Genomic DNA, 22,025 nt, shown 5'->3' with positions numbered 1-22,025 from the left:
AGTGGCGAATAGCGAGTAGGGGGACGTGATGGTCGACAGGAGCGAATATCCATTCGCCACTCGCTATTCGCCATTCGCGCGAGCGGAGCGAGCACCATGCTGACCATGATCGGCAAGCGCCTGATGTTCGCGGTTCCCTCGCTGATCGGCGTCGTCATCGTCACCTTCCTGCTGACGCGCGCGCTGCCGGGCGATCCCGCCGCCTACTTCGCCGGCCCCGCCGCGACCAAGGAAGCCGTCGAGCAGATCCGCAAGAAACTCGGCCTCGACAAGCCGCTGATCGAGCAGTTCTTCCGCTATGCCAACGATCTCGCGCATGGCGATTTCGGCAACTCGCTGACGACGGGCCAGCCGGTCGCCACCGAGATCCGTAACCGCCTGCCGGCCTCGGCCGAGCTGACGCTGCTCGGCCTGTTCGTGTCCGTTGCGATCGCCATTCCGCTCGGCGTGCTCGCGGCAACGCGGCCGGGATCATGGATCGATCATCTCTGCCGGGTCACGACCACGGCCGGCGTGTCGCTGCCGGTGTTCTTCACCGGCCTCGTGCTGGTTTATGTCTTCTACTTTCGCCTGGGCTGGTCGCCGGCGCCGCTCGGCCGTCTCGACGTGTTCTACAGCGCGCCGCCGACGGTAACAGGCTTCTATCTGATCGACACTTTGATCGCGCGCGATCTCGAGGCGTTCCGCTCGGCGCTGAGCCAGCTCATCCTTCCCGCGACGACGCTCGCAATCTTCTCGCTGGCGCCGATCGCGCGCATGACCCGCGCCTCAATGCTCGCGGTGCTCGCGTCCGAATTCGTCCGCACCGCGCGCGCCAGCGGCCTGTCGCCGGCAACCGTGATCGTCACCTACGCGTTCCGCAACGCGATGCTGCCGGTCATCACCACGCTCAGCATGGTGTTCTCGTTCCTGCTGGGGGCCAACGTGCTGGTCGAGAAAGTGTTCGCATGGCCGGGCATCGGCTCCTACGCGGTGGAAGCGCTGATCTCCTCCGACTTCGCGCCGGTGCAGGGTTTCGTGCTGACCATGGCCGTGATGTACGTGCTGCTCAATCTAATCATCGACATTTTGTACGGCGTGATCGACCCGCGCGTGCGGTTGGAGGGCTAGACTATGAGCTCCGTAGCGCCTGCTGTTGAACCTGTCGGCCCCGCCCGCACGTCAGGCCTCGTCGCGATCCTTGAACAGACCCGCTATGTCCTCGGCGAGAACAAGGTCACGGGCTTTGCCTTTGCGTTGCTCCTGATCATCGTGTTCGCCGCGCTGTTCGGCCCTTACGTGGTGCCGTACGATCCGCTCGCCTCGGATACGGCCGCTGCGTTGAAACCGCCGTCGGCGGCGCACTGGTTCGGCACCGACCAGCTGGGCCGCGACATCTTCAGCCGTGTCATCGTCGCCACGCGCCTCGACTTCTTCATCGCGATCGCCTCGGTCGCGCTGGTGTTCCTGATGGGCGGCCTTGCCGGCATCGCGGCCGGCTATTTCGGCGGCTGGACCGACCGCATCGTCGGCCGCATCGCCGATACCATCATGGCCTTCCCGCTGTTCGTGCTCGCGATGGGCATCGTCGCCGCGCTCGGCAACACCGTGCAGAACATCATCCTGGCCACCGCGATCGTGAACTTCCCGCTCTATGCCCGCGTCGCGCGCGCGGAAGCCAATGTCCGCCGCAATGCCGGCTTCGTGCAGGCCGCGCGTCTGTCAGGCAACGGCGAGTTCCGCATCCTCCTGGTGCACATCCTGCCGAACATCATGCCGATCATGATCGTGCAGATGTCGCTGACCATGGGCTACGCCATCCTCAACGCCGCGGGCCTGTCCTTCATCGGCCTCGGCGTCCGTCCGCCGACCGCCGAATGGGGCATCATGGTCGCTGAAGGCGCGGGCTTCATGGTGTCGGGCGAATGGTGGATCGCGCTCTTCCCCGGCCTTGCGCTGATGATCGCGGTGTTCTGCTTCAATCTCCTCGGCGACGGCCTGCGCGACATCGTCGACCCCCAGCGGAGGACGTGATGGCAGGCGTACGTCAGAAATTCTCCAATGATTTCAGTCGCCGTTCTACTGTGCATAGGGTTGTTTTCGAGTGGTTGAGTGACGGGAGCCGTTAATGACCGCCCAGCCCCTGCTCGAGGTAAAGGACCTCACGGTCGAATTCACCACCCGCCGCGGCATCGTCAAGGCGGTGCAGCACGTCAACATCTCCGTCGCCAAGGGCGAGACGCTCGCCATTGTCGGCGAGTCCGGCTCCGGCAAGTCGGTGACCTCCTACGCGGTGATGCGCATCCTCGACCGCGCCGGCACGATCGCCGAGGGCTCGGTGATGTTTTCCGGCATCGACGTCAAGGCGGCGACCGAAGACCAGATGCGCGATTTGCGCGGCCGCGAAGTCTCGATGATTTTCCAGAACCCGCGCGCCGCGCTCAACCCGATCCGCAAAGTCGGCGACCAGATCGAGGACGTGCTGCGCACCCATGTGCAGCAGGCCCAGGTCGCCGATCACGGCGAGAAGGCGATCGAGGCGCTGGAGCAGGTCAAGATCGCCCGCCCGCGCGAGCGCTATCACGCCTATCCGTTCGAGCTGTCGGGCGGCATGTGCCAGCGCGTCGTCATCGCGCTCGCGCTGGCCTGCAATCCGCAGCTGCTCATCGCCGACGAGCCGACGACCGGATTGGATGTCACCACGCAGAAGGCGGTGATGGACCTGATCGTCGAGCTGACGAAACGCCGCGCGATGTCGACCATCCTGATCACGCACGATCTTGGCCTCGCTGCCGCCTATTGCGACCGCGTCGTCGTCATGGAGAAGGGCCGCGTCGTCGAGACCGCCACGGCTGCCGACATTTTTGCCAACCCTCAGCACCCCTACACCAAGAAGCTGATGCGCGCGACGCCGCGGCTCGGGGTGAGCTTGCGCGATCTGCTGCCGGAAGAGGAGACTCTTGCCTCTCCCCGCGTGCGGGGAGAGGCCGACGCACGAAGTGCGGCGGGTGAGGGGGACTCTCCACGAGTCGAGTTCGCAGAGGCAGCCCCTCACCCCAACCCTCTCCCCGTGAAGGACGGGGAGAGGGAGCAGAGCGGTGCAAGCGGTGAGAGGGAGAAGACGCTCCTCCTCCGCGTTGAAAAGCTCGTCAAGGAATATCCCCGCCAGGGCGCGACCGCCGTGCTCGGCAAGCTGTTCGGCCGCAAGCCGCCGGTCGAGCCGGACGTGTTCCGCGCCGTCGACGGCATCTCCTTTGCGATCGGTCATGGCGAAAGCGTCGGTCTGGTCGGCGAATCCGGCTGCGGCAAATCGACCACGTCGATGATGGTGATGCGCCTGCTCGACCAGACCTCCGGCCTGATCCAGTTCGACGGCGAGGACATCGGCGGCATTCAGCCTGCCGCCTTCGCCCGGCTGCCGCAGCGCAGCCGCATCCAGATGGTGTTCCAGGACCCGACCGACAGCCTCAACCCGCGCTTCACCGCCGCGCGCGCGATCGCCGACCCGATCATGCAGCTTGGCGATATCAAGGGCCGCGACGCGCTCCGCGCCCGCTGCGAGGAACTCGCCACCATGGTCGGCCTGCCGCACAATCTGCTCGACCGCTTCCCGCACCAATTGTCCGGCGGCCAGAAGGCCCGCGTCGGTATCGCCCGGGCGATCGCGCTGCATCCCAAGCTCGTCATCCTGGACGAGCCGACCGCGGCGCTGGACGTCTCCGTGCAGGCTGTCGTCCTCAACCTGCTGCAGGACCTCAAGGCGCGGCTAGGTATGAGCTATCTGTTCGTCTCGCATGATTTGAACGTGGTGCGCTTGTTGTGCGATCGTGTCATTGTGATGCGGACCGGACGGATCGTCGAGGAGGGCTCTTCCGAGCAGGTTCTCGGCGATCCCAAGGACGACTACACCAAGGAGCTGCTGACGGCGATCCCGCATCCGCCGTTGCCGACACACTAAGACTGCACTGATTGCTTGAGAGCGTGATGGCCGAACCCCTGGACGATTATATCGACGCCGTGTCGAAGGCGCTGGCGCTGCCGATCGAGGAGGCCTGGCGGCCTGCCGTTCGCGCCAACCTCGAGGTCTCGCTGCGGCTTGGCCGTCTGGTCGACGAATTCGCGCTGCCGGACGAAACCGAGCCGGCGCCGATCTTCACGGCCTGACGCCATGTCCGCCAAGCCAGAGATGACGGCCTCCGAGATCGCAAGTGCGGTTGCGGGGCGCAAGATGTCCGCGCTCGATGCCACCGAAGCCGCGCTCGCGCGCATCGCGCAGCATGACGGCATCCTCAATTCCTTCACCGACGTCACCGCCGAACGCGCCCGTGCGAAAGCGCGCGCGATCGATGCCGACATCGCTGCGGGCAGGACAATCGGTCCGCTCGCCGGCGTACCCTTCGCGGTCAAGAACCTGTTCGATGTCGCGGGCCTGCCGACGCGCGCCGGCTCGAAGATCAACCGGGACCTCGCGCCCGCCAGGCGCGATGCGACCTTGATCGAACGGATGGAGGCGGCCGGCGCCGTTCTCGTCGGTGCGCTCAACATGGGCGAATACGCCTACGATTTCACGGGCGAGAACATCCACGACGGTCCCTCGCGCAATCCGCACGACACCACGCGGATGAGCGGCGGCTCCTCCGGCGGCTCGGGCAGCGCCGTCGGCGGCGCGCTGGTGCCGATCGCGCTCGGCTCCGACACCAACGGCTCGATCCGCGTGCCGTCGTCCTTCTGCGGCATCTTCGGCCTGAAGCCGACCTATGGCCGGCTGTCACGTGCGCGCTCCTTCCCGTTCGTGGCGAGCCTCGATCATCTCGGCCCGTTCGCGCGCTCCGTCGCCGATCTCGCGCTCGCCTATGACGCGATGCAGGGTCCGGATGCCGACGACGGCGCCTGCACCACGCGCGGGTTGGAGCCCGTCACGCCGCGGCTCGATGAGTCCATCTCCGGCCTGCGCGTTGCGATCGCCGGCGGCCACTTCCAGAAGAACGTGTTTCCGGAAGCGGTCGAAGCCGTCAGCCGCGTCGCCCAGGCGCTGGGCGCGACGCAAGTGGTGGATGTTCCCGAAGCATCGCGCGCCCGTGCGGCGGCTTACGTCATCACCACCACCGAAGGCGCTTCGCTCCATCTCGATCGCCTGCGCAAGCGCCCTGGCGATTTCGACCCGGCGGTGCGCGACCGGCTGATCGCGGGCGCCATGGTGCCGGCCCCGCTGGTCGACCGCGCCCAGAAATTCCGCCGCTGGTATCGCGCGCAGCTTGCCGAGATCTTTCGGTCGGTCGACGTGCTGCTGGCGCCGGCGACGCCCTGCACCGCGCCGAAGCTCGGCCAGGTCAATTTCAATCTCGACGGCGTCGAGCTGCCGGTGCGCGCCAATATCGGAATCCACACCCAGCCGATCTCCTTCATCGGCCTGCCGGTGGTCGCGGTCCCCGTGCCGCTCGAGCCGCTGCCGATCGGCGTGCAGATCATTTGTGCGCCCTGGCGCGAGGACATCGCGCTGCGCGTCGCGCACGCATTGGAGAAGGTGGGCGTCGTCGCTGCGCCCGCGCCGAGAGGGTTCTAAGATGCAGATCGATCTCCCCGAGGTGATCGCGGAAGTCAAAGCCGCGTTCGAGCGCTATGAGCAAGCCCTCGTCAGCAACGACGTCGCTGTGCTCGGCGAGCTCTTCCGCAACGATCCGCGCACCTTGCGCTACGGCATCGGCGAGAACCTCTATGGCTACGAGGCAATCTCCGGTTTCCGCGCCGGCCGTTCGCCGGTCGGGCTGAACCGCCGCACCGCCAAAACCGTGATCACCAGCTATGGCCGCGACACGGCCGTGGCGTCCACCTTGTTCTATCGCGATACGGCTCCCGGCAAGGTCGGCCGGCAGATGCAGACGTGGATACGTTTCCCGGAGGGCTGGCGCGTCGTTGCCGCTCATGTCAGCATCATCGAGGGGCCGAAAGAGACCGTATGACGCTTGATGATCTTCCGCAGGGCGCATTGCCGGCCGAGCCGGTGGTGCCGCGCGTCGACCGTGCATCGCCGTCGCTGCTGAAGGTCACGCGCGCCGAGGAGCTGCGGCTGCAGCTTGCCGACGAGATCGTGCGGGGAACGCTGGCGCCGGGCTCGCCGCTGGACGAGACCGACATCGCGCGGCGCTTCAACGTCTCGCGCACGCCGGTACGCGAGGCACTGCGCCAATTGGTGGCGAGCGGCCTCGTCGAGGCGCGGCCGCATCGCGGCGCCGTGGTGGCGCGGCCATCCGTCGAGCGGCTGAAAGGCATGTTCGAGGCGATGGCGGAGCTCGAGGCCTTGTGCGCGGGTCTTGCCGCCGAACGCATGTCGGCGGCCGAGCGTCACGGCCTGGAGGCCGTCCACGAGGAGCTGCGGGTGCTGAGCTACACCGGCAATCCCGAGCGTTTCCACGAGGTCAACGAGCGCTTCCACAATGCGATCTATGCCGGCTCGCAGAACGGTTACATCGCCGAGATCACGCTCGCGACCCGCGTCCGCGTGCAGCCGTTCCGCCGCGCCCAGTTCCGCAACCTCGGCCGCCTCGCCAAGTCGCAGGCCGAGCACGACCGCGTCGTCGTCGCCATCATGCGCGGCGACAAGCAGGGTGCCGCCGCCGCCATGCGCGCGCACATCGAGCTGGTGCGCGGGGAGTATGAGATCTACGCGGTGTCGGTGTGAGTTGCGTGTTCACCACGAGGTGAAGGAGAGGCGTCGGTTCTCAGGAACCCGGCTTTGCACCGATCGTTTCCTCCCATCGATCCGATAAGGAGAAAACACCATGGCCTCCTCCGAGAAAGATCCGCGCCATCACACCCAGAAGATGAAGCAGCGTCTACAGGAGACGGTGACGCATCTGCGCGAAGACATCCGCAAGGTCGACGAGCCCCAGCTCACCGCGATGTTCGAAACGTCCGCAGAGGTGCTGTCCGGCCTCGTCAAGGCGTTCGACGATTACGAGAAGAAGAACGAAGCCGCCTGGCGCAAGTCGGCGTGAGGCCGCGGTCGCTGTCTACGCCGTCGTAGCTTCAGCCATAAACTTGCGCCAGCCGCCATAGGCGGTGATGTCGCGAGCTTCGCCCAGCACTTCCGGCTCGACCAAAAATCCCTTCACGCTGCGGCCGTCGGCGAGCCTGATCGTGCCGATCGCCATCGGCGCGGGGATCGCGTTGACGAACTTGCCGAAGGCGGAGGACGACAGCGACCAGATCTCCAGCTCGATCGCAGCGCCTTGGCCGGCCTCGACGCGCAGCATGCCCGGCTTCGGCGGCGTGGTCTGGAGTGCATAGAGCTTGTAATCGGCGGCCGTCCTGGTGGCCTCGATCATGTGTGCGTTCAGCGCCGTCAGCTCGCCGTTCAGCGCCATGCCGGACAGATGTGCGCCGACCACCGCAATCGGGATTGCATCGCCGTTGCTTGCGGGCAGTGGCGCGAGCGGGGCCTGTGCCACACCCTTCGCGCCGACCGTCAGTTTGGTATCGGCATGGAACACGCGGCCGATGCTGGCCAGCAGCGCGTCGCGCCCTGCAGGCGCCAGCAGCGTGATGCCGAACGGAATTCCGTCGCTGCGCATCGCAGCCGGCACAGCGAGACCGCAGAGGTCGAGCAGGTTGACGAAATTGGTGTAGGTGCCGAGCCGGCTGTTGAGCTCGATCGGATTGGCCAGCACCTGCGCGGTCGTATAGGCCGTCGGCGCCGTCGGCAGCACCAGCGCGTCGATGTTGGCGAACGTGCGCTCGGCGATCTTGCGCAGGCCCTGCAGGCGATAGAGCGCCGAGAAGGTTTCCGCCGCGGTCAGCCGCGCGCCGGCCGCGGTGATCTCCCGCGTGACGGGGTGGATCGTGTCAGGCGCGGACGCCAGCAGGTTCTTGATCACGAGGTAACGCTCGGCGACCCAGGGGCCCTCATAGAGCAGCCGCGCCGTCTCGTAGAACGGCTCGAGGTCGAACTCGACCAGCTTTGCCCCGAGCGCGGTCCATCGCTTCAGCGCATCGTTGTAGGCGGCTTCCGCTTTCTTGTCGCCGAAGAAGATCAGCTGGCCGTTGCGCGGCACACCCAAGCGCAGGTTTGCCGGCATCGGCGTGATCGCGCCGAACGGCCGGTCGCGCGAGAATGGATCGGCCTGGTCGGGGCCGGCCATCACCGACAGCGCGAGCGCGGCATCGTCCACCGTCAGTGCGAACACCGAGATGCAGTCGAGCGTGCGGCAGGCCGGCACCAGGCCTGCGGTCGAGATCATGCCGAGGCTCGGCTTCAGCCCGACGATGTTATTGAGCATCGCCGGTACGCGGCCCGAGCCGGCGGTATCCGTGCCGAGCGACAACGGCACGAGCCCGGCGCCGACCGCGGTGGCCGAGCCCGAGCTCGAGCCGCCGGGAATCAGATCCTCGCGGATCGAATTCCGGGGAATGCCGTAAGGCGAGCGGACGCCGACGAGGCCGGTCGCGAACTGGTCGAGATTAGTCTTGCCGATGATGATCGCCCCCGCTGCGCGCAGGCGCTCGACGGCGGTCGAGTCGTGCGTGGGCCTGTAGGAGAAAGCCGGGCAGGCGGCGGTGGTCGGGAAGCCCAGCGCGTCGATATTGTCCTTCACTGCGACCGGCACGCCGTAAAGCGGCAGGCTGGCAGCATCCGCGCGGGCCGCGAGCTTCTCCGCTTCCGCGATCGCGTCCTTCTCGTCGCGCAGGCTGATGAACACGGCGGGATCGTCGTAGTCGCGGATGCGCTGATAGGTCCGCGCGACGGTCTCTGCCGGCGAAGACCGGCCCGCGCGGTGCGCGGCCACAATCGCGGCGATCGTTTCAGGCTGCTCGGCCCCCATGGCGGCAAAACTCCGGCAATTCGACTTCGCCCGGAGCGAAGCAAGCGATGTGCCATTGTGTACAGAATCCGGGCAGGATGATCGTGCCGGATCTTATCGTGCGATCAGTGGCTTGGGGGACATTTCGGCCGGCGCCCGGCCGGTCGCCTCAGGGACCTATCTGCCCAAATCATAGGCAGTCGGGCTCAGGTGAAGCCGGAGAGGATCCGGAGCAGCTGTGCCCGGTTCTCCTTGCCGATCTTCGCCTCGACGTGCCGCTCGTGCTCGGCCGCGAGCCGCTTGAATTTCGTCAGCGCCGTCTCGCCCTGCGCAGTGAGGTGCAGCGCATGCGAGCGCCGGTCCTGCTTCGACTTGATCCGCTTCACCAGCTTGCGCTGTTCGAGGCCGTCGAGCAGGTGCACCAGCCGGGCGCGCTCGATGCCGAGGCGTTTTGCCACCGCCATCTGCGACAGGCCCGGATTGGCGCCGATCACGGTCAGCACCGAATATTGCGTCGGCCTGATGTCGACCTCGCCGAGCGTCTTGATGAAGTCCTGAAAGATCCAGATCTGGAAGCGCCGCACTGCATAGCCGGCGTGGCCGACCAGCGCGTCGAGGCCGACGCCGTCGGCGCCATCGCCTGGTGCCGCGCCGTTGCCGGCGCGCTTGCGTGGGGCGTGGCGGCCGTGGGCCCGGGATGCTGTGGCTGTCACGTCGTGTCTCCTGTCGCGCAACCCTAGCGCCCTTGGGCTAAGAGCGAAAGATTGTTGTTGACGACAACAATTGCCACGCCAACATTATGACCAAAGCGGCCCGGAACGAGGCTGCGCCGATCCTGTAAACCGGGATGGAGGAGGAAACACATGACAGCCGCCTCACATGGTGACGTTGCAGGCCTGTTCGCAGTCCCAAGGACCGTCGCGGAGCATCGGCCCGACGGCAGCATCGTTCTGCGCTCGCCCGAGCCTCTCGGCGAGACTGCGCGCTGCACCGGCGATTGGCTGGAGCAATGGGCGCAGCAAAGGCCGGATGCGATCTTCCTCGCCGAGCGCGGCAATGTCGAAATGCCCTGGACCACCGTCACCTATGCGCAGGCGCTTCGCAAGGTGCGCGCCGCCGCGTCCTGGGTCCTGGCACAAGGGCTCAGCGCGGACCGCCCCGTCGCGATCCTCTCGGACAACAGCATCGATCATGCGCTGCTCGCGCTCGCCGCCCAGCATGTCGGCGTCCCCTCGGCGGCGATCTCGCCGGCCTATTCGCTGATGTCCAAGGATTTCGACAAGCTCAAGAGCATGATCGCGCTGCTCGATCCTGGCGCGATCTACGTCTCTGCGCTTCAGCCGTTCGCACCGGCGCTGGCTGCCATCGAGCCGCTGCACAACGCGCAGATCATCAGCGGCAATGCCGATGACACTGAGGTGCTCGCGTTCCGCGCCGTTGCGGCCACCCCCGAGACGGCCGACGTCGCAAGAGCCTTTGCGGCACTCACGCCTGATACGATCGCGAAATTCCTGTTCACCTCGGGCTCGACGGGCACGCCGAAAGCCGTCATCAACACCCAGCGCATGCTGACGTCGAGCCAGCAGGCCAAGGCGCAGACCTGGACCTTCCTCGAACGGAGCCGCGATCTCGTCATTCTCGATTGGCTGCCCTGGAGCCACACCTTCGGCGCCAACCACAATTTCAACCTCGTGCTGCGCAACGGCGGCGCGCTCTACATCGACGGCGGCAAGCCCGCGCCCGGCCTGTTCGCGACCTCGCTCGCCAACCTCAGAAGCGTGATGCCGACGGTCTATTTCAACGTGCCGCGCGGCTTCGACATGCTGATCGCCGCGCTGCGCAGCGACGAGGAATTGCGCCGCCGCTTCTTCGACGAGGTGAAATTCGCGTTCTATGCCGGCGCGGCATTGCCGCAGAATCTGTGGGATGCTCTCGAAGAGCTCTCGCTCGAGACGGTCGGCCGCAAGCTGCCGATGGTCTCGGCCTGGGGCTCGACGGAAACCTCACCGCTCGCCACCGACTGTCATTTTCTCGCCGAGCGCTCCGGCAACATCGGCGTGCCCATTCCCGGCACCGAGCTGAAGCTCGTCACCTCCGGCGACAAGCTGGAGGTGCGGGTGCGCGGCCCCAACGTCACGCCCGGCTATTGGAAGGCACCCGAGCTGACCAGGCAAGCGTTCGACGAGGAGGGCTTTTACTTGATCGGAGATGCGGTGAAGCTTGCCGATAGCGCGCGCCCCGAGCGCGGCCTGTTCTTCGACGGCCGCGTTGCCGAAGACTTCAAGCTCAATTCCGGCACATGGGTCAGCGTCGGCGGCTTGCGCGTTGCCGGCATCGCCGCGCTGGCGCCGCTGGCTCAGGACATCGTCGTCGCCGGCCACGGCGGTGACGAGGTGCGTTTCCTCGTGTTTCCGAACATCGTGGCCTGCCGCGCCCATGCCGGTCTGCCCGAAACGGCGGCGGCCAGCGACGTGCTGGCACACGACAAGGTCCGCAGCGCCATCGCGCAGGGTCTGGCGAAGCTGAAACAGCAGAGCGCCAACTCGTCCGGACACGCCACCCGCGCGCTGCTGCTCGCCGAGCCACCGTCGGTCGACGGCGGCGAGATCACCGACAAGGGCTACATCAACCAGCGCGCCGTGCTGACGCGCCGCGCCGATGCGGTAGCGCGGCTGAACGATGATGCGTCGGGTGAGTGGATCGGATTGTAAAGGCCGAGTTAGCGACGCCACACTCCGCTGTCATTCCGGGGCGCGCCTCTTGGCGCGAGCCCGGAATCCATTTCACCGTAGGGGTGGTGCACGATGGATTCCGGGTTCGCGCTACGCGCGCCCCGGAATGACGAGTGGGATACGCCAACAACCCTGTCGCAATATCCTGCCGATTCTTTTGTTGCCTAAGCAACTAATCTGTGCGAACCGTTCCAGACAGAGATGACGGCGGGCGAACCGCCGCGTTCTTTTCTGGAGGAAGCAATGCGCGGCAGAAGGGGTGCCGTCGGCAAATGCCGGCGCATGATCGGGAGTGACGGGAGCTTGCGCGCCGCGCGCGACCCGTCAGGTGTCGACGCTGCCGGTGACTGCGCCGAGATTTTCGTGCAGCCGGCGCAAGAGATCGATCAGCACCTCGCGTTCGTCCTTGCTGAGGCAGGACAACAGCCGTCGCTCGCGTTCGAACGCAGCGACGATCACCTTGTCATGGGTGGCGCGGCCCCTTGCCGTCAACGAGATCGAGTGGGTGCGGCCGTCGTTCGGGTCGGTGCGGATCGACACCAGCCCGCGCTTTTCGAGGCCGGCAAGCGTCCGGCTCACCGGCCCCTTGTCGAAGCCGATGACGTGGCAGATGCGCGAGGCCGGGATGCCGGGTTCGATCGCCAACAGCGACATGATCCGCCATTCGGTGACGTTGACACCGAACTCGCGCTGATAGAACGCGGTCGCGCTGTTCGAGAGCTTGTTGGCGATGAAGGTGATGAACGCCGGGACGTAACGGTCGAGATCGAGCGTCGGCCCTGCATCATGGGGCGCGGGCTTGTGGCGGGCTTTGGTCGAGGACGGCGGCATATCGGGTTTCTGACTCGCGGCGGGCCCAAAGACCTAAGGGCATGCGTCGTCCTTTCACAAGATCAAAATGAGGGAGGTCTTCCATGACCGCATCCGGCTGCGCGGGATCGGGTGTCCCGCATCTCGACGTCGACCCCTTCGACATGAGCTTTTTTGCCGACCCCTATCCGGCGCATGAGCTGCTGCGGGAAGCCGGCCCCGTGGTCTATCTCGACAAGTGGAACGTCTATGGCGTGGCGCGCTATGCCGAGGTCCACGCTGTGCTGAACGATCCCGCAACCTTCTGCTCCAGCCGCGGCGTCGGCCTTTCCGACTTCGAGAAGGAGGCGCCGTGGCGACCGCCGAGCCTGATCCTCGAGGCCGATCCGCCGGCGCACACCCGCACCCGCGCCGTCCTGTCAAAAGTGTTGTCGCCGACCGTGATGAAGCAGGTCCGTGACCGCTTTGCCGAGGCGGCCGAGGCGCGTGTCGATGCCCTGCTGCAGATGCGCAGCTTCGATGCGATCGCGGATCTCGCCGAGGCCTACCCGCTCTCGATCTTTCCGGATGCGCTGGGCCTGAAACCGGAGGGGCGTGAGCATCTGATTCCTTATGCCAGCGTCGTGTTCAACGCCTTCGGTCCACCCAACCGGTTGCGCCAGGAGGCGATCGAACGCTCGGCGCCGCATCAGGCATACGTCGCCGAGCAGTGCCAGCGCGAGAATCTGGCGCCCGGCGGCTTCGGCGCCTGCATCCATGCACAGGTCGACGAGGGCGCCATCACGGCCGCCGAAGCGCCGCTGCTGGTGCGCTCGCTGCTGTCGGCCGGACTCGACACGACAGTCAACGGCATCGGCGCTGCGGTGTATTGCCTCGCGCGCTTTCATGATCAATGGCAGCGGCTGCGCGACGACCTCACGCTCGCACGCGGTGCTTTCGAGGAGGCCGTGCGTTTCGAGAGCCCCGTGCAGACCTTCTTCCGCACCACCACCCGTGAGGTCGAGATCTCCGGTGTGCGAATCGGCGAGGGCGAGAAGGTGCTGATGTTCCTTGCCGCCGCCAACCGCGATCCGCGGCGCTGGGATGCCCCTGACAGGTACGACATCACCCGCCGCACCTCCGGCCATGTCGGCTTCGGCTCCGGCATCCACATGTGCGTCGGCCAGCTCGTCGCCCGCTTGGAAGGCGAAGTGATGCTGACCGCGCTGGCCCGGCGCATCGCAAAGCTCGAGATCACGGGCGAGCCGAAGCGCCGTTTCAACAACACGCTGCGCGGGCTCGACAGCCTGCCTGTGACGATCACCCCGGCCTGACGAGGAGCTTGATGCCTGCCATTACCTTCATCCATCCCGACGGCAAGTCCGATCGCGTCGAGACCGCAGGCGGCGAGAGCGTCATGCAGGCCGCGACCCGTCACGGCCTCGACGGCATTCTGGCCGAATGCGGCGGCAACGCGATGTGCGCGACCTGCCATGTCTATGTCGACGAGAGCTGGCTCGCGCGCCTGCCTGCGATGGCCGACGACGAGGATGCGCTGCTCGACGGCACCGCCGCTGAGCGGCGACCGACGAGCCGGCTGTCCTGCCAGATCACGATCACGCCCGATCTCGATGGGCTCGTCCTGAAGTTGCCAGAGCGGCAGGTCTGATCTGCCAAGCCGTCGGATCTTCAAAAATCAAACAGGGAGGGAATGATGAAACATCTGAAGTGGACGCTCGCGCTGGCTGCGAGCTTGGTGACCGGCGCGGCCAACGCCGAAATATCGGACAACGTCGTGCGCATCGGCGTGCTCAACGACATCTCCGGCATCTTCCAGGACACCAATGGCATGGGCTCGGTCGAGGCCGCGCGGATGGCGGCGGAGGATTTCAACGGCGGCGGCAAGGGCATCAAGGTCGAGATCGTCTATGCCGATCACCAGAACAAAGCCGATGTCGGCAACGCCATCGCGCGCAAATGGCTCGACGTCGAAGGCGTCGACGCGATCGTCGACGTGCCGAACTCGGCCGTCGGTCTTTCCATCAACGCGCTTCTGCGCGACAGCCGCATGACCTTCCTGGCGTCCTCGACCGCAAGCTCGGACCTCACCGGCAAGGCCTGCTCGCCCAACACGATCCAATGGGTCAACGACGCCTGGGCGACCGGCAACACCACCGCAGCCGCCATGGTGTCGCGCGGCGGCAAGGATTGGTATTTCCTCACGGTCGATTACGCGCTCGGCAAGGGCATCGAGGCGGAGGCGCAGAAATACATCGAGGGGCACGGCGGCAAGGTGATCGGCTCGTCCAAGCATCCGCTAGGCACCTCCGATTTCGCGTCCTTCCTGCTGCAGGCGCAAAGCTCGAAGGCGCAGGTCATCGGGCTCGCCAATGCAGGCGGCGACACCATCAATGCGGTGAAACAGGCCGCCGAATTCGGCATCCAGCAGAGTGGGCAGAAGCTCGTCGCCTTCCTGCTCTTCATCAACGACGTTCACGGCATGGGCATCAAGGTCGCGCAGGGCCTCCAGCTCATGGAAGCCTTCTACTGGGACATGAACGATGATACCCGCGCGTTCGCCAAGCGTTTTGCTGCACGGCCCGGCATGAACGGCAAGATGCCGAGCGGCAATCAGGCCGGAGTCTATGCTTCCACGCTCGCTTATCTCAACGCCGTCGCCGCCACCGGCAGCGACAATGCCAAGCAGGTCGTGCCCGAGATGAAGAAGTTCAAGGGCAAGGACAAGCTGTTCGGCGACACCGCGATCCGTCAGGACGGTCGCGTCGTGCATCCGATGTACCTGTTCGAGGTGAAGAAGCCGGAGGAGTCGAAATATCCGTACGACTATTACAAGCTGGTCGCGACGATTCCGGCAGACCAGGCGTTCCGCCCGCTCGCGGAAGGCGGGTGCGAGCTGGTGAAGTAGCGGCCGCGAGCGCGGCGCAATTGCACCCTCTCCCCTTGTGGGAGAGGGTGGCTTCGCGAAGCGAAGCCGGGTGAGGGGTCTCTCTCCTCACGAACAATCGCGAGAGTTGAGAGAACCCCTCATCCGGCGCCGTAGCCGAAGCTCTGCTTCGGCGTTCTTAAGAACGGCGGCCGAAGGCCGCCTATGCCACCTTCTCCCACAAGGGGAGAAGGAAGTAAGACTACACCACCTTGCTCGACCCCTGCGTGATCAACCGCGCTGCGCGCTGGTCTCGCGCGTAGATCCACAGCCAGCTCAGCGCGACGCTGAGGCGGTGGCGCAGGCCGATCAGGAAGTAGATGTGGGCGATGCCCCAGATCCACCACGCGATGGTGCCGCGCAGCTTGATCTTGCCGAAATCGATGATTGCGAGCCGCTTGCCGATCTGCGCGAGGTTGCCGGAATGCTTATAGCGGAACGGACCCGCTGCAGCGCCGCGCAGGCGCGCTTTGATGGTCTCCGCGACGTGACGGCCCTGCTGCTTGGCGGCCGGCGCGATGCCGGGCACCGGCTTGCCGTCCCAGGCGTTGATGCTGACGGTATCCCCGATCGCGAAGATCTCGGGATGGCCTGATATGGTGAGGTCGGCCTCGACCAGCACGCGCCCGGCGCGATCGTGCGCTGCGCCGAGCCATTCGGCAGCAGGCGAGGCGCGCACGCCGGCGGCCCAGATCCGTGTCTTGGCCTCGAGCAGCTTGCCGCCGAACACGACGCCCTCGCGATTGATCTCGGTGACGGCCTGCCCGAGCACGACCTCGACGCCGATCTTTTCCAGCGAGGCCTGCGCATAGGCTGATAGCTCGTCGGGAAAGCCGGCGAGCACGCGCTGGCCGGCCTCGATCAGCACGACGCGGGCCTTGTGCGTGTCGATGTTGCGGAAATCGGCGGGCAGGGTGTGATGCGCCATCTCGGCGATGGTGCCGGCGAGCTCGACGCCGGTCGGGCCGGCGCCGACGATCACGAAGGTCAGCCGTGCCGCGCGCCGCTTTGGATCGATCTCGCGCTCGGCGCGCTCGAACGCCACCAGGATGTGCCGGCGCAAGGTGGTCGCATCCTCCAGCGTCTTCAGGCCGGGCGCGAACTGCTCCCATTCATCGTGGCCGAAATAGGCGTGCCGCGCGCCCGTGGCCAGCACCAGCGTGTCGTAGGGCACCTCGCTGCCGTCGTCGATCAGCACGCAGCGTCGTTCGGCATCGACGCCGCTCACGGTGGCGAACAGCGTCGTCACCTCGCGCCGGTCGCGCATGAGATGACGGATCGGCCAGGCGATCTCGCTGGTTGCGAGCGAGGCGGTCGCGACCTGGTAAAGCAGGGGCTGGAACAGATGATGATTGCGGCGGTCGATCAGCGTGATCTCGACGGGAGCGCCCGCAAGCCGGTAAGTCGCCTCCAGCCCGCCGAAGCCGGCGCCGACGATGACGACGCGATGGGGATTTGCGGCCATGATTTAACCCTCGAATCTCGCTGCTGCTCGCCTTCATTTAAGTGCGGATTGGGCGCCGCGGTCCAATAGAGGTCATCAATCGTCGCATAGGCCCGCTGTATCGATCCGGCTCGAAAAAGCGCCGCGGCCTCCCGGACCGGCCCTGGGCCGGCCTCGGCCGAAGTGAGTAGAATTATAATTCTTGCCATCTCAGATCGGGGCGAAATATGGTGCAGGGCGGGCGCTGAGCCATTGGCGGCGCGACATATTTTGCGTTCAATAGAGACAGGCCTGGAGCGGCGATCATCCTGCTTACAGGACCGATAATTAAGGAGGGAGTGTTATGAGGACGGCATTCTGGCTGGCGGGCGCAGCGGCGCTGGTGCTGGCAAATCAGGCATTCGCCGGAGACACCATCAAGATCGGCTTCGTCTCGACCTTCAGCGGCCCGACCGCCGTGATCGGCAACGACATGCGCAATTCCTTCGAGCTCGCGCTCGATCATCTCGGCCGCAAGATGGGCGGCAAGCCGGTGGAGGTGATCTACGAGGACGACGGGCAGAAGCCCGACGTCGGCAAGCAGAAGACCGAGAAGCTGGTGCAGTCGGACAAGGTCGACTTCATCGTCGGCTATATCTGGTCGAACGTGCTGCTCGCCTCGCTCAAGACCGCGGTCGATTCGAAGACCTTCCTGATCTCGGCCAATGCCGGGCCGTCGCAGCTCGCGGGCGAGCTGTGCTCGCCTTACGTGTTCTCGACCTCCTGGCAGAACGACCAGACCCCGCAGGCGGTCGGCACCTATATGAACCAGAAGGGTGTCAAGTCGGTGTTCCTGATCGGCCCGAACTATGCCGCCGGCAAGGACATGCTGGCCGGCGTCAAGAGCACCTTCAAGGGTCAGGTCGTGGGTGAGGAATATACGGTGTGGCCGAGCCAGCTCGACTTCTCCGCCGAGCTCTCCAAGGCGCGTGCCTCCGGCGCCGAGTCGATCTTCGTGTTCTACCCGGGTGCTGCTGGCGTGCAATTCCTGAACCAATATGCACAGGCCGGGCTGAAGAGCACGATGCCGCTCTACACCGCCTTCACCATCGACGAGCTCTCGCTGCCGCTCCAGAAGGAGAATGCGCTCGGGGTGCCCGGTGCGCAGCAATGGGTCAACGACCTCCCCAACGAGCAGAACAAGCGCTTCGTCGCCGACTACCGTAAGAAGTACACCGGCCTGCGCCCGACCTTCTACGGCGCGCAGTCCTATGACGCCGCGAACCTGATCAACAGCGCCGTCGTCGCCGTGAAGGGCGACACCTCCAAGAAGGACGAGATGAAGGCCGAGATGGAGAAGGCCAACTTCAAGTCGGTGCGCGGCGCGTTCAAGTTCGGCAACAACCACATCCCGATCCAGAACTTCTATCTGCAGGACGTGGTCAAGGATTCCGAAGGCCAACTCGCCTTGAAGACCGTCGCCACCATCGTCGAGAACGATCAGGATCGCTTCCACGAGAAGTGCAAGATGAAGTGAGGCTTTGCCCCTCCCTCTCCTCGCAAGCGGGGAGAGGGTCTCCTAGCTATCTCCTCCGTCATTGCGAGCGCAGCGAAGCAATCCAGAATCTTTCCGCGGAGAGATTCTGGATTGCTTCGTCGCAAGAGCTCCTCGCAATGACGGTGTGGAGAGAGTGTCCTACACCCTCGGCATGCTTGCCGGGCGCACCTCGCGCGCTTGCGCTGCGAGCCTGATGCCGGCGTTGGCGGCGCCAAAACCCTGATAATTCCTGCGTTCGACGATCTCGAAGAAGAAGCGCTCGTCGAAGATGTGGGTGTAGACCTGGAAGAACTCGCCGTCGCCCTCGCGGTCGTAGAGGATGTGGTTGGCGCGCAGCTGCGCCATCAGTTCGGGCGAAAGATCGTATTTGGCTTCGATGTCGTCGTAGTAATTGTCGGGGATGTCCAGGAAGCCCGCGCCGCGCTGGCGCATCGCGGCGACGGTCGCAAAAATATCCTGACACGCGAAGGCGACATGCTGCACGCCCGAGCCGAAGAACTCCGAGATGAAGCGTGCCGGCAGGGTGCGGTTGGCGGAGGAGCCGTTGAGCACGAAGCGCAGGCTCTGGTCGGCGTTGATGACGGCCTGGCTCTGCACGAGGCCTCTGGGGTCGGCGATCTCCATCTGCGGCAGGCGTTTCAGATCGAGAATGCCGGTGTAGAACAACAGCCAGGTCAGCATCTCGTCATAGGGCATCGACTGCGCGATGTGGTCTACCGCGACCAGCGCATCGGCGCTTGAATCGCTTGCAACAGGCTCGAAATCGGTGTCCCAGTTCTTGCCGGCTTGGTCGAGAAAATAGAGCAGGCTGCCGCCGACGCCATGGATCGCGGGAATCTCGAGTTCACCCGGTCCGACCGGCTGGTAGAAGGTGCGCGCCTTCAGCGTCTCGGCACGCTGCATGGCGCGGTCGGCGTCGTCGACGTCGAGCGCGATGGCGCAGACGCCGGGCCCGTGGGTGACATAGTGCGAATGCGCAAAGCCGTCGGTCTCGCAATTGATGACGAGCTCGACCTTGCCCTGCGACCAGCGCTCCACCGCCTTGCTGCGGTGCTGGCCGCTCTTGCGGAAGCCGAGCTGTGAGAACAGGCGGCCAAGCTCGCCGGCCTTGCTCTCGTTCACGGCAAATTCGATGAAGCCGGTGCCGCGGCTCTTCGCCTTCGGGGCCAGCGCCTTGCCGGCGAAATTCGGCCAGTCCGGTGCGAGCTGGTCCTCCAGCAGGATCAGCGAGCGCAGGCCGTCGACCGCGGTCTGTGCGGCCGAGCCGGCGCGGAACTGGTCGTTGAAGATTTCCAGCGACAGCGGTCCGGCATAGCCGGTCGCTGCGATCGCCGCCATGAACGCGCCGACCGGCATGTCGCCCTGGCCGGGGAAGGAGCGGAAGTGCCGGCTCAATGACAGGATGTCGAGCTCGAGCCTTGGCGCGTCGGAGAGCTGCACCAGAAAGATCTTGTCGCCGGGGATCGAGGCCATGGCGCGGGTCGGAAAGCCAGGTGCCAGCGCATGAAAGCTGTCGAGGATGACGCCAATCGCGGGATGATCGGCGCGGCGCACGATCTCCCAGGCGTCGCGATAATCGTTGACGTGGCGGCCCCAGGCCAGCGCCTCATAGCCGACGCGCAAACGACGTTTCGCGGCGCGCTCGCCAAGCTCGCGAAAATCGTCAGCCGCGCGGTCGATGCCGCCGAGCGCGGCGGGCGAGACGTTGGAGCAGATCAGCAAGAGATCGGTGCCGAGCTCCTGCATCAGGTCGAACTTGCGCTCGGCGCGGGCGAAGTTGCGCGCGCGCTGCGGCTCCGGCATGCCCTCGAAATCGCGGAACGGCTGGAACGCACAGATCTCGAGATTGAGCTCCGCGCACATCTTTGCGATATCGCGCGGGCCGGCGCCGAACGACAGCAGGTCGTTCTCGAAGATTTCGACCGCATCGAAGCCCGCGGCGGCGATGGCGCGGAGCTTTTCGTCGAGGCTGCCTGAGAGGGAGACGGTGGCGATCGAGCGCTTGTTCATGCGGCCTGCTCCATGATCTGCCCCGGCGAGATCGTTTGCCCGGTACGCGCGGCCGCGCTGACGGCTTCGACGACGGCGAGCGTTCCCATCGCGTCATCGACCGAGATCAGCGGCTGTTCACGGCCGGCAATCATTGCGCAGAAATGCCGGAGCTGCTCGACCAGCGGATCGAACGCGGGCGGCGCGATGGTCGCGCGCGCCAGCGGCGCGTACCAGCCGGGCTGCTCTGTGTATGACCACAGCTCCATGTTCGGCACGGAGAGCGAACCCGCAGTCCCTGCGAAGATGTAGCAGGGCTGATCCTGCCTGGGATAGGCTGGGTTCTCGCCCGAGGAGAGCTCCCAGCTCCACGGCGCCGGCGTCGCATCCGACACGGTCACCGTGCCGAGCGCGCCGTTGGCAAAGCGCAGCAGCAGCGCGGCGGTGTCTTCGACCGGAAAGTCGCGCACCTTGTTCGAGGTCAGCGCCTGCACCTCGACGATCTCGCCGCAGATGAAGCGGAGATTGTCGATGTCGTGGATGAGATTGATCAGCAGTGGCCCGCCGCCTGCCTCGCGCCGCCAGGCGACCTCGAAATAGTCGTCGGGCTTCTTGAGGAGCCATAGCCCGACCACGGCCGTGAGCTGGCCGAGCTTTCCGTTCGTCACGGCCTCGCGGGCCGACTTGATGACGGGATTGTGCCGCCGGTGGTGGCCGACCAGCATCGGCACGCCGGTGCGTCTCACCGCCGCGCACAGGCGTTGCGCGGTGGCAACCGTCTCGGTCACCGGCTTCTCGATCAATGCCGGCACGCCGGCTTCGGCGCAGTCGAGCGCCATCGGCAAGTGCAGCGTGTTGGGCGAGGCAATGATGAGGCCGTCGGGCCTCTCTTCTGCCAGCAGGGCGCGATGGTCCGCATAGCAGGGCACGCCATGCGCCAGCGCATAGTCCTTGGCGGCGGGCGAGGGGTCCGCAATGCCGGCGAGCACGCAATCCTGGGAGGACTCGATCAACTCGATATGGCGACGGCCGATCAGGCCGGCGCCTGCCACGGCGATCCGCATCTTCGCCTTCATGCCGCACTCTCCTCCATGGCGCCGCCGAGGAAGAGCTGCCCGATGCGCGGATCGTTCAGAATGCGCCTGGCGTCATCGACCATGCGGGTCTGGCCAAGCTCCAGCACGATGCCGATGTCGGAGATCTCCAGCGCCGAGCGCGCGTTCTGCTCGATCATCAGGATGGTGACGCCGCGATCGCGCAAGCTCTTGAGGATGTCGAAGGTCTGCTGCACCATCAGCGGCGACAGACCGATCGAGGGCTCGTCGACCAGCACCAGCTTCGGCTCGAGCAGCAGCGAGCGGGCGATCTCGAGCTGCTTCTGCTCGCCGCCTGACAGCGTCGAGGCCTGCTGCGCGGACTTGCGCCGCAATGCCGGAAACAGGTCGAGCGCCGCCTCGATCCGCTTGGGCAGGTCGAGGCCCTTGTCGGCGGCGACGCCGCCGAGCTCGATATTGTGGCGCACCGACAGCTCGGGAAAGATGTTGCGGCCCTGCGGCACGTAGCAGATGCCGGCGTTGAGCAGCGCGCGCTGGCTCAAATTGGTGACGTCGCGGCCGGCGAAGCTGATCTTGCCTTCGCGCAGCTTGAGCAGGCCGAAGATGGCCTTGAATACCGTCGATTTGCCGGCGCCGTTCGGGCCGATGATCGTCGTGATCGTGGCTGACGGCACGGCAAACGTCGTGCCGTTCAAGATCGTCATCTTGCCGTAGCCGCCGACGAGATTGTGGACCGAGAGAATGGGATCGCTCATTAC

General features: G+C 65.7%; 20 protein-coding genes. 13 read left to right on the top strand and 7 right to left on the bottom strand.

Annotated elements, in window-relative coordinates; translation table 11 throughout:
* The first annotated feature begins 96 nt into the window (after window positions 1-96).
* The 8 genes from I6F31_RS10575 (at window position 97) to I6F31_RS10540 (ending at window position 6,974) form a co-directional block, all read left to right on the top strand.
* Window positions 97-1,110, top strand: coding sequence for an ABC transporter permease (locus I6F31_RS10575; protein WP_036020302.1), 1,014 nt, complete (start codon window positions 97-99; stop codon window positions 1,108-1,110).
* 3 nt (window positions 1,111-1,113) lie between these two features.
* Entirely contained in the window at window positions 1,114-2,013 is a 900-nt protein-coding gene (locus I6F31_RS10570) for an ABC transporter permease (protein ID WP_036020304.1), read from the top strand.
* A 94-nt stretch (window positions 2,014-2,107) separates the two neighbouring features.
* The gene (locus I6F31_RS10565) at window positions 2,108-3,937 is read left to right on the top strand and encodes an ABC transporter ATP-binding protein (protein WP_225185357.1); all 1,830 of its coding nucleotides are present in this window, start codon (window positions 2,108-2,110) and stop codon (window positions 3,935-3,937) included.
* A 26-nt stretch (window positions 3,938-3,963) separates the two neighbouring features.
* Window positions 3,964-4,143, top strand: coding sequence for a DUF4089 domain-containing protein (locus tag I6F31_RS10560; RefSeq protein ID WP_036001861.1), 180 nt, complete (start codon window positions 3,964-3,966; stop codon window positions 4,141-4,143).
* A gap of 4 nt (window positions 4,144-4,147) precedes the next feature.
* Window positions 4,148-5,542, top strand: a complete 1,395-nt coding sequence (locus I6F31_RS10555) for an AtzE family amidohydrolase (RefSeq protein ID WP_225185356.1) — start codon at window positions 4,148-4,150, stop codon at window positions 5,540-5,542.
* A gap of 1 nt (window position 5,543) precedes the next feature.
* A complete protein-coding gene (gene hpxZ, locus I6F31_RS10550; protein WP_036001854.1) occupies window positions 5,544-5,939 on the top strand; it encodes an oxalurate catabolism protein HpxZ in 396 nt (131 codons plus the stop codon).
* A complete protein-coding gene (locus I6F31_RS10545) occupies window positions 5,936-6,658 on the top strand; it encodes a GntR family transcriptional regulator (RefSeq protein ID WP_025033634.1) in 723 nt (240 codons plus the stop codon). Before hpxZ ends, I6F31_RS10545 begins: the two co-directional genes overlap by 4 nt.
* Window positions 6,659-6,758: 100 nt before the next feature.
* Window positions 6,759-6,974 carry a hypothetical protein gene (locus I6F31_RS10540; RefSeq protein WP_029673845.1) on the top strand — a complete coding sequence of 72 codons (216 nt, stop codon included), beginning with the start codon at window positions 6,759-6,761 and terminating at the stop codon, window positions 6,972-6,974.
* A 15-nt stretch (window positions 6,975-6,989) separates the two neighbouring features.
* Here I6F31_RS10540 and atzF read toward each other — a convergent pair whose 3' ends face one another.
* Together atzF and I6F31_RS10530 are read right to left on the bottom strand one after the other, a co-directional pair.
* A complete protein-coding gene (atzF, locus tag I6F31_RS10535; RefSeq protein WP_036001846.1) occupies window positions 6,990-8,798 on the bottom strand; it encodes an allophanate hydrolase in 1,809 nt (602 codons plus the stop codon).
* A gap of 185 nt (window positions 8,799-8,983) precedes the next feature.
* Window positions 8,984-9,490 (bottom strand): MarR family winged helix-turn-helix transcriptional regulator, encoded by a 507-nt coding sequence (locus tag I6F31_RS10530; RefSeq protein ID WP_036001842.1) that lies wholly within the window; start codon window positions 9,488-9,490, stop codon window positions 8,984-8,986.
* Between the two features lie 150 nt (window positions 9,491-9,640).
* Here I6F31_RS10530 and I6F31_RS10525 point away from each other — a divergent pair, with 150 nt between their 5' ends.
* On the top strand, window positions 9,641-11,488 hold the full coding sequence (locus tag I6F31_RS10525) for a feruloyl-CoA synthase (protein ID WP_036001840.1): 1,848 nt from the start codon (window positions 9,641-9,643) through the stop codon (window positions 11,486-11,488).
* Window positions 11,489-11,833: 345 nt separating this feature from the next.
* On the opposite strand, the gene I6F31_RS10520 is transcribed toward I6F31_RS10525, so the two are convergent.
* The gene (locus I6F31_RS10520) at window positions 11,834-12,340 is read right to left on the bottom strand and encodes a MarR family transcriptional regulator (RefSeq protein ID WP_036001836.1); all 507 of its coding nucleotides are present in this window, start codon (window positions 12,338-12,340) and stop codon (window positions 11,834-11,836) included.
* A gap of 83 nt (window positions 12,341-12,423) precedes the next feature.
* Here I6F31_RS10520 and I6F31_RS10515 point away from each other — a divergent pair, with 83 nt between their 5' ends.
* From I6F31_RS10515 to I6F31_RS10505, 3 genes are read left to right on the top strand one after another with little or no spacing between them, the layout of a single operon-like run.
* Entirely contained in the window at window positions 12,424-13,632 is a 1,209-nt protein-coding gene (locus tag I6F31_RS10515; protein ID WP_225153274.1) for a cytochrome P450, read from the top strand.
* 11 nt (window positions 13,633-13,643) lie between these two features.
* Complete coding sequence (locus I6F31_RS10510) at window positions 13,644-13,967, top strand: 2Fe-2S iron-sulfur cluster-binding protein (RefSeq protein WP_036001831.1); 324 nt, start codon at window positions 13,644-13,646, stop codon at window positions 13,965-13,967.
* 45 nt (window positions 13,968-14,012) lie between these two features.
* A complete protein-coding gene (locus I6F31_RS10505) occupies window positions 14,013-15,224 on the top strand; it encodes an ABC transporter substrate-binding protein (RefSeq protein WP_036001888.1) in 1,212 nt (403 codons plus the stop codon).
* Window positions 15,225-15,444: 220 nt separating this feature from the next.
* Here I6F31_RS10505 and I6F31_RS10500 read toward each other — a convergent pair whose 3' ends face one another.
* A complete protein-coding gene (locus I6F31_RS10500) occupies window positions 15,445-16,707 on the bottom strand; it encodes an NAD(P)/FAD-dependent oxidoreductase (RefSeq protein ID WP_036001827.1) in 1,263 nt (420 codons plus the stop codon).
* Window positions 16,708-17,029: 322 nt separating this feature from the next.
* On the opposite strand from I6F31_RS10500, the gene I6F31_RS10495 reads away from it, so the two are divergent.
* Window positions 17,030-18,202, top strand: coding sequence for an ABC transporter substrate-binding protein (locus I6F31_RS10495; protein WP_036042804.1), 1,173 nt, complete (start codon window positions 17,030-17,032; stop codon window positions 18,200-18,202).
* Between the two features lie 159 nt (window positions 18,203-18,361).
* On the opposite strand, the gene I6F31_RS10490 is transcribed toward I6F31_RS10495, so the two are convergent.
* From I6F31_RS10490 to I6F31_RS10480, 3 genes are read right to left on the bottom strand one after another with little or no spacing between them, the layout of a single operon-like run.
* Complete coding sequence (locus I6F31_RS10490; RefSeq protein WP_225185355.1) at window positions 18,362-20,233, bottom strand: sugar phosphate isomerase/epimerase and 4-hydroxyphenylpyruvate domain-containing protein; 1,872 nt, start codon at window positions 20,231-20,233, stop codon at window positions 18,362-18,364.
* A complete protein-coding gene (locus I6F31_RS10485) occupies window positions 20,230-21,288 on the bottom strand; it encodes a Gfo/Idh/MocA family oxidoreductase (protein WP_225185354.1) in 1,059 nt (352 codons plus the stop codon). Before I6F31_RS10485 ends, I6F31_RS10490 begins: the two co-directional genes overlap by 4 nt.
* Window positions 21,285-22,022 carry an ABC transporter ATP-binding protein gene (locus I6F31_RS10480; protein ID WP_036020339.1) on the bottom strand — a complete coding sequence of 246 codons (738 nt, stop codon included), beginning with the start codon at window positions 22,020-22,022 and terminating at the stop codon, window positions 21,285-21,287. Before I6F31_RS10480 ends, I6F31_RS10485 begins: the two co-directional genes overlap by 4 nt.
* Between the last annotated feature and the right edge of the window lie 3 nt (window positions 22,023-22,025).

Source organism: Bradyrhizobium sp. NBAIM01 (genome assembly GCF_020194115.1).
In the GTDB taxonomy this organism is placed as follows: Bacteria; Pseudomonadota; Alphaproteobacteria; order Rhizobiales; family Xanthobacteraceae; genus Bradyrhizobium; species Bradyrhizobium yuanmingense.
The sequence above is the reverse complement of the archived record's forward strand: the minus strand, read 5'-3'. Positions and strand labels throughout refer to the sequence as shown.